This window comes from Flavobacterium bernardetii, assembly GCF_011305415.1.
In the GTDB taxonomy this organism is placed as follows: domain Bacteria; phylum Bacteroidota; class Bacteroidia; order Flavobacteriales; family Flavobacteriaceae; genus Flavobacterium; species Flavobacterium bernardetii.
On sequence record NZ_JAANOQ010000014.1, the window covers coordinates 1 to 9,842 of the forward strand.

Below are 9,842 nucleotides of genomic sequence, written 5' to 3' on the forward strand. Positions count from 1 at the left end.
TTACTCGTCAAAATCAATCAAATCCCTTTTGTTTTCGATAGTTTATCACGTATTTTTGGCTAATTGCGTACAACGTTAGGTCGCTTGGCGATGTGGCGGATTAAGGAAGCCTAAACTTTCGGTTAAACACTGACTTTGCAAGTACAAAACCAACTTAAAATTAAGCCTAAACCCGCCATATTGCCAAACGGCGGTTGTGCGATGTATTATTTTTTCCAAATTGCAATTGCTTGTTCATATTCTACATTTCTTGATTTTGTCCACCATTTATATTTATATTTTCCTCTTTTAGTTGTTTTTGCATCAATTATTGAATTCCAAGTCGATACAATTGGATTTTCTCCTGAAGAATCTAAAGCCAAAATTCTAATTACTTCGTCTTCTTCGTTTGTTTCATATCCAACTGCTAACATCCAATGTCCTCCTTCATCAAAGTTAACACCAATTATTGTTGGATGATTTTCTTTCAAATGTTCAATTGTAAAATTTAGAACATCGTTATTTTTTTCGTCTAATGTTTTTACGTTGATAACTTTTCCGAATGTTTCAGTAATTATTTCTTCTAAATCCTTTAGGTAAGTTCCGTTTTTGAATAATGAATAATATTCATCATTCAACTTATTTAAAAGTTTACCAAGTCTTTCATTTCCTTTTACGTTTCGAGAAGTTATTTTATCATAACTAATTAAACCTAAAGATAATAAACCCATAAAAATACTATAAGGTCCACAAGCTCCATCAATTGAACCTTGTTGTAAAAAAACTTTTTGCATAAAATCCGCAAATTCGGATTCTGGTCCGCATTCTGTTGTTGTTAATTGATTTATAGTGTAAATCATTTTTTCTATTTGGAGATTGTAAATTTATTTTCATCATAATATACAAAAGTATATCCTGGTTTTTTTGTATATGCTAAACAGAACCTAAATCCAAGTTTTATATAGACTTTAGTTAGTCGGCTATCATAAATGAAACCGTTTTTAATAATTTGATTTTTAAATTTGGTGGCATTTTGTTTTACATCAAAAAAATATTCAAATCTATTTATTTCATCATTTTGTGATGTTACTTCAACATTTACTAAAACTTCATCTTTATACATAAAAGAATATTGAGACTTCAAACATTTATTTTGTACAACTTCATTCGTTTTTTCATTATAAGAGCTACATTCTGTAAGTAAATCTTTAACCCTAAAAGTTGGTAATAATTTCTCAAAGTTTTTTGGAGATGTTTTGTTTTGTAATAATTTAAACGAGTTGTTAACGTCAGGAATAAATGTACCATTTCCCTTTTTCTCAATAGTATCTTGAGAATAAATAACGCTTGAAAAAAGTGTTAAAATAATAATTAAATATTTTAAATTAAATTTCAAATAGATTTTTCGTTTTTTCATAAATGTTCTTTTTTACTGCGGTTTTCAAATATATCGCACAACGGGCCGCGGCTTGCTGAAGTGGCGACTTCGTAAATTAATATTTGATGCTAAGATACAATTTCTTGCGAAAGAAAAAGGTGAATCTACTACAAAATTAGCCATTTTAGCAAACCGCTGTTAAATACAGGTTTTTGTTATTCCAATGAGTTTTACTTCGTAAGTTTTCTGAATTAATTCGGAAAACGCTCAATTTCCGCATTACTTTTCCGCAAACTATTTCAAGTTAGCATTTCCGATTCGATAAGTTTTTTGCAATACTTTTCCGCAAACCAATTCAAGTAACAATTTCCAATTCTACAATTTTTTCGCAATACTTTTTCGCAAACCAATTCAAGTAACGATTTCCGATTCTACAATTTATTCGCAATCCTTTTTCGCAAACTATTCCGCCATCAATTTTGGATTCTACAATTTTCGACAATAAATTTAAAGCTCAAAAAATTTAAATAAAACAATTGTGTTTTTTCGAATTTAAAACAAAAATAGGAGCGAAGTGTTTTCTGAAAATAGATGTGAAAATAATCAGATTTTATTCAGCGTTCTCGATTCCACAAAACTTGTATTTAACGGGCCGCGGCTTGCTGAAGTGGCGACTTCGTAAATTATTATTTGATGCTAAGATACAATTTCTTGCGAAATGTAAACGTGAATCTACTACAAAATTAGCCATTTTAGCAAACCGCTGTTAAATACAGGTTTTTGTTATTCCAATGAGTTATACTTCGTAAGTTTTCTGAATTAATTCGGAAAACGCTCAATTTCCGCATTACTTTTCCGCAAACTTTTTCAAGTTAGCATTTCCGATTCGACAAGTTTTTTGCAATACTTTTCCGCAAACCAATTCAAGTAACGATTTTCGATTCTACAATTTTTACGCAATACTTTTTCGCAAACCAATTCAAGAATCGATTTCAGTTCATACAGTTTTTTCGCAAACTATTTCCGCCATCAATTTTGGATTCTTCCATTTTCGACAATAAATTTTAAGCTCAAAAATTTTAAATAAAACAATTGTTTTTTTTCGAATTTAAAACAAAAATAGGAGCGAAGTGTTTTCTGAAAATAGATGTAAAAATAATCAGATTTTATTCAGCGTTCTCGATTCCACAAAACTTGTATTTAACGTCTTGCAGCTTGGCGATGTGGCGGATTAAGGAAGCCTAAACTTTCGGTTAAACACTGACTTTGCAAGTACAAAACCAACTTTAAATTAAGCCCAAAACCCGCCATATTGCCAAACTGCTGTTAGCCGTTCGGTTTTATTTTTATTCGGTTTTTATTTCGTTATCATTATCACTTTCAATGTCGTAATATGTAAATTCGTCTTGTCCTTTGTACCATCGATATTGAGTTTGTTTGAAGTGTAAATAATTCAACATTTCACTTAAAGTTTCTTGTGTATCTTTTATGTTTTTATTAGCGGCGAAATAACTAGCTGTAAAACTTAATTTTTGATTGTTATTTCCCGAAATGCTTACATCTACATCATTTTCCCAAAGCTTTTCTTTTAGAAATTCATAATATGCTTTTCTTAATTTTGGAAAGTTTTTTATTTGTGATTTAACTACTTTTTTCTCTAATTCAGATATTAAACTTTGAACTTCTTTGTCTTTATTTGGTTTTGCTTCATTAATAGTAATTGCATATGCTTTGAATAATGCAACTGCAATTGTGAAATCTTGTGCAGATTTTAAGGGTGAACTTGTTAAATCGTCTTTTTCTAAACTTTTGATATTGTTTTTAAGTTTAGTCTTAAGAGTTTCTAAATCTGAAACTGTTTCAGTTTTGTCACTTGTTTCATTTGTGATTGTATCATTTTCAGTAGTTGCATTATCAACTTTTTTGTCATCGCCACAATTTGCAATAATAATTATAGCAATTAATGCGGTAACTCCAAATTTCCAAAATTTTGAAATGGTCGAATTCTTCCATAACGCATAAAGGCCAACAGGGAAAAATAGAACGCATAAAAGAATAACTAAACCTGTTTTTTCATACCAAGGTTTTTCTTCTCCGTTTTCAAAATTATTTTTGGAATTTTGGTTCGACTTACTTGTAACTTTGTTTACAGTCTGGTTAACTTTATATTGTTCAATTTCTTCTGGACTTTTTGTAATCAGAAAAGCAATACATTCAAAAGTTTTTTCGATATGCTCATTAGCATTTGTGATTTCGTACGATTGGTTAAATGTTCCAATTTTTCTTCTAATTTCAACTGTGATTTCCGTTTTGTCTTCAGTTATTTTGTTTAAATTTATGTCAACATATACACCTAAACTCAAAAATTCGGATGACTCAAATGTATATTGATTAAATATTTCGTTTGATTTAGAAAATTTATATTTATTGTTTCTCAAACTAATATTTTGAACACTTAATTTAACTTTTTCAATTGGAAAATCTACTTGAGTTGATTTTTTTGGATTTGGAATTGCGTTTACAGCCATAATTTTACTTTTGATTATTATTTTATTTTGTGTTTGTTTTCAAAAATATGTGTTTTAGAAATACCAACTTTACGGTTTTCCACATTTCAGTAATATTTTTTTAGAAAGGTCGATTTTCCACGTTCGGCGGTAAACTGACGGCTAACGTTCCGGCGCTTGGCGAGGTTGCGAACTTCGGAACCGATTAATTTCTATCAAAGATAAAATTTCTTGCGAGAAATAAACTTGAATTTACTACAAAATTCGCAATCTTGCCAAACGCTTGTTGTGCGTTCGTTTTTTTATTCTTTTTTAAACATATTTTCATAGTGTTCAACGTGATGAGGAAATTCCTCCTCGTAAAATGGGTAACTTATTCCCAAAATTGAGATTTCGTATCCTTCATCTTTCATACCCGTAATTGAATTTCCAGCAACTCCTTTTATTTCAAGTCCATCCTGTCTGAATACTTTTAATTCTGATATCACTTGAGTATCAATAAATTCAAATTCTGGGTCGTCAGTATTTATTACAATATTATTTTTCAAGCAGTATTCTTTGAAGAATTCGTATGGCGTTTCAATTCCATTGAATTCAATTAGTCCAAATGCAACTCCCATTGGTGCGTCTGCTTTTTCGAGTTTTGAAGTTCCAATTTCTTTGTCTCCTAAAACTACTTTATAGGTTTTACAGTTCTTTAGTACCTTTTCGATGTAAAAATCTAAATAATAGTCAGAAGCAAGGCATTCGAATGTCTCGTCTTTAAAAAAGAATATGAAATGTTTTCTGTCCGAATTATCGTTTTGAATTTTCTTAATTGGATTCGGTAATTTTCTATCTAATCCACTTTTAATTTCATAGAATTCTCCCCATTCTAATTCCGTTGGTTTAATTCTATACTGACCATAGTAAAATCCTTCGTCATTACAAGTATTCAGAGAATATTCAGCACAGTTTTTAAATCGGATTTTAACTTTGTCGCCTTCTTGATATTTGTCGAATTGAAAATGATTGAGATAAATATCCATTATTAAGTCAATTCCGTCCACTTTCAATTCAATTTCAGGTGAAACTGGGTCAGCGTTCCAATCTTTCGTTATTTGGATATAGTCAATTTTTCGAGTTGGAATTTCCTCTACCTTTTTTGTTCCAAATATTTTATTTATCCAACTCAATTTCTTTTGTTTTCAGGTTTTGTTTAAAATGACGCACAACGTTCCGGCGCTTGGCGAGGTTGCGAACTTCGGAACCGATTATTTTCTATCAAAGATAAAATTTCTTGCGAGAAATATACGTGAATTTACTACAAAATTCGCAATCTTGCCAAACGCCTGTTGTGTGTAGTGCTTATTATGTCTTATTGAACTTAAACATCAAAAATATTATAGTACTTTGTATCACAAGATTTAATATGTAATTTAAAAGCCAAGAATTACTCAATATCATTGGAATTAAACTACAAATCCAAAAAAAGAAGAACCCAATTCCGCTAAACATTGCAAATAACAAAATACTCATTGTTATTCTTTGAAGTATTGATGAAGATTTATCTAAAAACAACATAAGTGGAAGCATTAGGATACTAAAAAAATAATATATTCCACCTGATGTAAAATGAAACCAAAAATTATTTGGAGCAATATTATAGACTTCTTTTTTTGGTAAATCAGACTTTTTCGGTTCCTCAATATTTTTATTAAAAGAAAGGTCAGACAAATAATCATTAATTTTTTCTAATACGTTTTTTCTGAGTAAAGTCTCGTTACGAAGTTTGACAGCATATTTTATTGTTAATTTATCAGAAGATTTGTCTGAAATTATAGAGTTTAGTTTTTGTACCTCCTCAATTTTATTGTTTAATAAGTAACTATAGGAAAATCCAATTAGATTATCGACTAATACAAGACCCAAAATAGATAAAATTATAATAGCAGCTTTTGACGAAATTTTTTTTCTCTCATCAAAAACAAAATCTGTTAACTTATCAAAAAAAATCATATTTAAATTTATTATTTTTTATAAATAAAGGTTTTCTCCAGTTCGGCGCGCGCATTACACACAACGTTCCGGCGCTTGGCGAGGTTGCGAACTTCGGAACCGATTATTTTCTATCAAAGATAAAATTTCTTGCGAGAAATAAACGTGTATTTACTACAAAATTCGCAATCTTGCCAAACGCCTGTTGTATGCCGTTATTCTTTTGATTTTATTTCGTTTAGTAAAGTAATTAAAGTCTTTAAAGTTTGAAGGTGATTTGTTTCATTTATTCTATTCTCAAGTTCATCAAAATAGGTTTTCTCTAACACCACTTTTGGTTGGGACTTTTTATAAACTAAATTATGTTCTTTTAAAATTTCTCTAAAATATGAATAGTGAAAATGTGCTTTATTTCTATAGCCTTCATATAAATTAAGATCCTCTGGATCATTTATTGAGACATCATGAAATTTTTTGAATTCTTTTAATAGTTTACCTTCTGGATTCTTTTTTACTATTTTCCGATTTCCCAAAAACCAGGTTTCAATGCAAACATTTTGTATAACAAAATCTATTTTGCATTTTGGATTTAAAATTACTTTAGATTTTTTTATATAATCTTTGATTTCATTAATTCTTGCTTCTATACCAATCTCTTCGCCATCTAAACACACTATCAATCTGTCAAACTTAGGATTGTCGTTTATGTTTTTTATTGCGTTTACGGTATGATTATATATTGACGGAATTCCACCTCCACTAAATATGTAAAAATTGTTTTTATTAGCTTGATTTTCAAAATCAATTTGTGAGTAATTAGGTAAAATGTAACTTATCCATTTTGGATATATTAAAGTTTCAGTTGCATCACCCTCTAGAATGAAATATAAATTCATAAATTAAGAAATACCTTGTTTATAAAAAGGATGGTTTATCAAACTCATAAATCTATCATGGTGAGATTTTCCTAAATCAAAATCTTTCGCATCAAAAGTTTTTATAGCACTTCCTTTTCGAGTAACAATTTTCCAATAATCATAAGGAATTTTATTTATTATGTATGGGTGGTGGCTTGTTGCAATAAATTGAATATTATTATTGTCATAAATTAAATCTTCTGTAAGAACATCTATACAATTAAGTCCAAGGCTATTCTCAAATTCATCAATTAGTATTACTGTACCTTCATTCCATAAATACATTTCAGCAATATGTATGAGAGTTCTTAACATACCTGATGACATTCTATTGTGCGGTATCCATTTATCAACACCGTTTTCTTTTATTTGAATAACGGTTGCTTCAAATATAAAACTTGAATAATCATTATCTGTAATTGGTTCTACTTTTAAATCTTCAATTTGAGGAAATACTTCTATAAATCTTGATTTTATTTCTTCAAAAGTTGGTTTAGAAATATCATAAACTAAAGCAAACTTATGAAATGTATCTAAATCACTTTCTTTAATTTGGTCAAATGTTTTATATTTGTTTTTTAGTTTTTCAACACTTAATTGGCTATATCTAATACCTTCTTTTTGTGTATGATCTCTAAAAATTATTAGTTTAAAACTTTCATAAATTTCTTTAATTAGATCTTCTTCTTTTAAAATATTAATAGCACTTTCCGTAGATATAAGTTTTGGCATTTCTTTATCATTAAAGCTAAAAATGTTATTGTCTCTAAAGATTATTTCTTTGCCATTTAATAATATTTGCTCTGAAATAATCTTGGGTTTATTTTTATCTTTTTCTTCATCAAAAATATCTGGAATAAACTCATTTTTTGCCTTGATGTTTTCAAATTCACCTTTCCATAAATACTTGTTTCCACTCAATGTTTGAAAGTTCACTTCCCATTTTACTCCATTTGCACTATCACCATCAGCAATATGTTTTAATGTGTAAATTGAACGTAGAATTTGTGTTTTTCCTACGCCAGAAACACCAACTAATAAAGTTAAATCAAAGAAAGTAATTTCTTCAAATCCCCATTCTTGCTCTGTATTTGTATATTTTAGTGAAAGAAGTTTCATTTAATTTTTTTTACAAAAATAATCATTTATTATTAAATATTTGTCTTTTGTGTAGTTATTTGTAATGGCATACAACGTTCCGGCGCTTGGCGAGGTTGCGAACTTCGGAACCGATTATTTTCTGTTAAAGATAAAATTTCTTGCGAAACGTAAACGTGAATTTACTACAAAATTCGCAATCTTGCCAAACGCCTGTTAACTGTAGGTTTTGTGATTATTCAAACTCAAAATCTATATAAATCTCTACTTTTTCGCCAACAATCATATATTTTTTGCCTTTATAATTTATCGAATTTGCTAAGAAAAAATCTGTAAATTCTTCAGAATCTATTTCTTTTGAATTTAATTTTTTTTCAGCTTCATTAATTTTTTGGTGATTAATTTCATAATTTAACAATTCTCCAATTTGATTAATTTCTATTTTAAAAAAATCATATTCCGAAGTGATAAATGTATTATTTCCAATAATTTCAATTTTCAGTTTCTCCAAATATAAATCATTTTCTTCATTTTGAATTTCGGAATTTTCTTCATAATCGCTATTGAAATTTTCAAAAATATCCTCAATCATTTCGTTTGGATTTGACTTAATGATTGTTTTGTCATTTTTTAATTCTTCATAGAATTCTCTATTTTCATCCGCTAATGTCTTTCTTCTTTTCATTAAAATAAATCTCCATCAATTACTTTTACTCCGATTTCTTTCAACAAATTAATATACGCTTTTTTGAACTTTTGAATTTGAATTTTATCAACTTCAAATGATATTTCAATTCCGTACATTTTTATTTTGCCTTCGTTACTTTTTTCATTAATATTTTCCGAAACGATATAACTATTTATATATGAACCACCTTTTTTAAAGTTTATTACAACAGAGTTCCAATTATTTGAACTTGAAATACTTATGCTATTCACATCATTTGGATTAATCTCTTTTACTAAACTGGAAATTCTATTTCCTGCTTTCCTAACAGATATTAATAATAATTTCTTAGTTTTTACATCGTATTTTACTTGCTCACTTCCGTTTGAATTTCTTGTAATCCAATCAATTGTGTCGTCTAATGATTGACTATTCACAAGTGAAGAAAATAATAAAAATAGAATTAAGATTTTTGTTTTCATAAATATTTTCATTTTTGGGTAAACTTACAGTTAACGTTTTGTGGCTTTGCGATGGTGCAGGCATCGTAAAAGCTGTTTTTGTTATTAATTGATTTTTCTTAGCGAACACTATTTGTGATTTTAATACAATTTCTGCACTATTGCAAAACCACTGTTGTGTGGTCGGCTTTTTGGTTTTTACTCCGCAATTTAAGAATATTTTTTGTAAGTTTGGTTTACAATTTTATAAAATGGAAAATTTTAAAGAATTACATGATTTAATAGATAAATACTCTAATGAGATTTCAAAAATTCTATCGGAAATATCTGAAGATAGATTAGAAAATATAGATTACTTGTGTTACGAATTAAATAACGAATGTTTGAAAAGACAAACTGAGCTTAATAATTATATACACTCAAAATTTCCTTTAGAAAAACCTGTAACTATAAATGGTATTAGTCGTAATACAGATAACACTCGTTCTAACTTTTTGGCTCAATATGAGTTGAGTAAATGGTATACTGAATTTCACACTTTGTGTCACGAATATTTACAACGTTTTGGACAAGATTATTTTGATGAAAATACTCCATAACTTTTAGTATCTTCATTTGCTCTTCTAAAAATTCTTCTTCTGATTTACCTTCGTTAACATAGAATGTTAATCTATCTTTATAATGTTTAATAATATTATCTATCCATTTTTCGCTTTCTGTCATTTATTAAGTTTTTTAGAAAACGTCCTATTTCAGCAGATTTTTCCTGAAGCTGACACACAACGTTCCGGCGCTTGGCGAGGTTGCGAACTACGGAACCGATTATTTTCTATCAAAGATAAAATTTCTTGTGAGAAA

General features: G+C 28.6%; 10 protein-coding genes. 1 reads left to right on the forward strand and 9 read right to left on the reverse strand.

Annotation, left to right across the window (positions count from 1 at the left end):
* Positions 1 to 206: 206 nt before the first annotated feature.
* The 9 genes from G6N05_RS15115 to G6N05_RS15155 all read right to left on the reverse strand — a co-directional run bounded on the left by G6N05_RS15115 (position 207) and on the right by G6N05_RS15155 (position 9,005).
* Complete coding sequence (locus G6N05_RS15115; protein ID WP_166131688.1) at positions 207 to 839, reverse strand: hypothetical protein; 633 nt, start codon at positions 837 to 839, stop codon at positions 207 to 209.
* A 5-nt stretch (positions 840 to 844) separates the two neighbouring features.
* On the reverse strand, positions 845 to 1,396 hold the full coding sequence (locus tag G6N05_RS15120) for a hypothetical protein (RefSeq protein ID WP_166131691.1): 552 nt from the start codon (positions 1,394 to 1,396) through the stop codon (positions 845 to 847).
* 1,307 nt (positions 1,397 to 2,703) lie between these two features.
* Positions 2,704 to 3,885, reverse strand: coding sequence for a hypothetical protein (locus G6N05_RS15125; RefSeq protein ID WP_166131694.1), 1,182 nt, complete (start codon positions 3,883 to 3,885; stop codon positions 2,704 to 2,706).
* Positions 3,886 to 4,166: 281 nt separating this feature from the next.
* Positions 4,167 to 5,039: a hypothetical protein gene (locus G6N05_RS15130; RefSeq protein ID WP_166131697.1), complete on the reverse strand. Its 873-nt coding sequence runs from the start codon at positions 5,037 to 5,039 to the stop codon at positions 4,167 to 4,169.
* A 175-nt stretch (positions 5,040 to 5,214) separates the two neighbouring features.
* Positions 5,215 to 5,862: a hypothetical protein gene (locus tag G6N05_RS15135; protein ID WP_166131700.1), complete on the reverse strand. Its 648-nt coding sequence runs from the start codon at positions 5,860 to 5,862 to the stop codon at positions 5,215 to 5,217.
* A gap of 194 nt (positions 5,863 to 6,056) precedes the next feature.
* Entirely contained in the window at positions 6,057 to 6,737 is a 681-nt protein-coding gene (locus G6N05_RS15140) for a hypothetical protein (protein WP_166131703.1), read from the reverse strand.
* Between the two features lie 3 nt (positions 6,738 to 6,740).
* Complete coding sequence (locus G6N05_RS15145; protein WP_166131706.1) at positions 6,741 to 7,877, reverse strand: AAA family ATPase; 1,137 nt, start codon at positions 7,875 to 7,877, stop codon at positions 6,741 to 6,743.
* 214 nt (positions 7,878 to 8,091) lie between these two features.
* On the reverse strand, positions 8,092 to 8,541 hold the full coding sequence (locus G6N05_RS15150) for a hypothetical protein (protein ID WP_166131709.1): 450 nt from the start codon (positions 8,539 to 8,541) through the stop codon (positions 8,092 to 8,094).
* Positions 8,541 to 9,005, reverse strand: coding sequence for a hypothetical protein (locus G6N05_RS15155; RefSeq protein WP_166131712.1), 465 nt, complete (start codon positions 9,003 to 9,005; stop codon positions 8,541 to 8,543). The genes G6N05_RS15150 and G6N05_RS15155 overlap by 1 nt, the downstream gene beginning before the upstream one ends.
* A 230-nt stretch (positions 9,006 to 9,235) precedes the next feature.
* On the opposite strand from G6N05_RS15155, the gene G6N05_RS15160 reads away from it, so the two are divergent.
* Positions 9,236 to 9,583, forward strand: a complete 348-nt coding sequence (locus tag G6N05_RS15160; protein ID WP_166131715.1) for a hypothetical protein — start codon at positions 9,236 to 9,238, stop codon at positions 9,581 to 9,583.
* Positions 9,584 to 9,842: the final 259 nt, after the last annotated feature.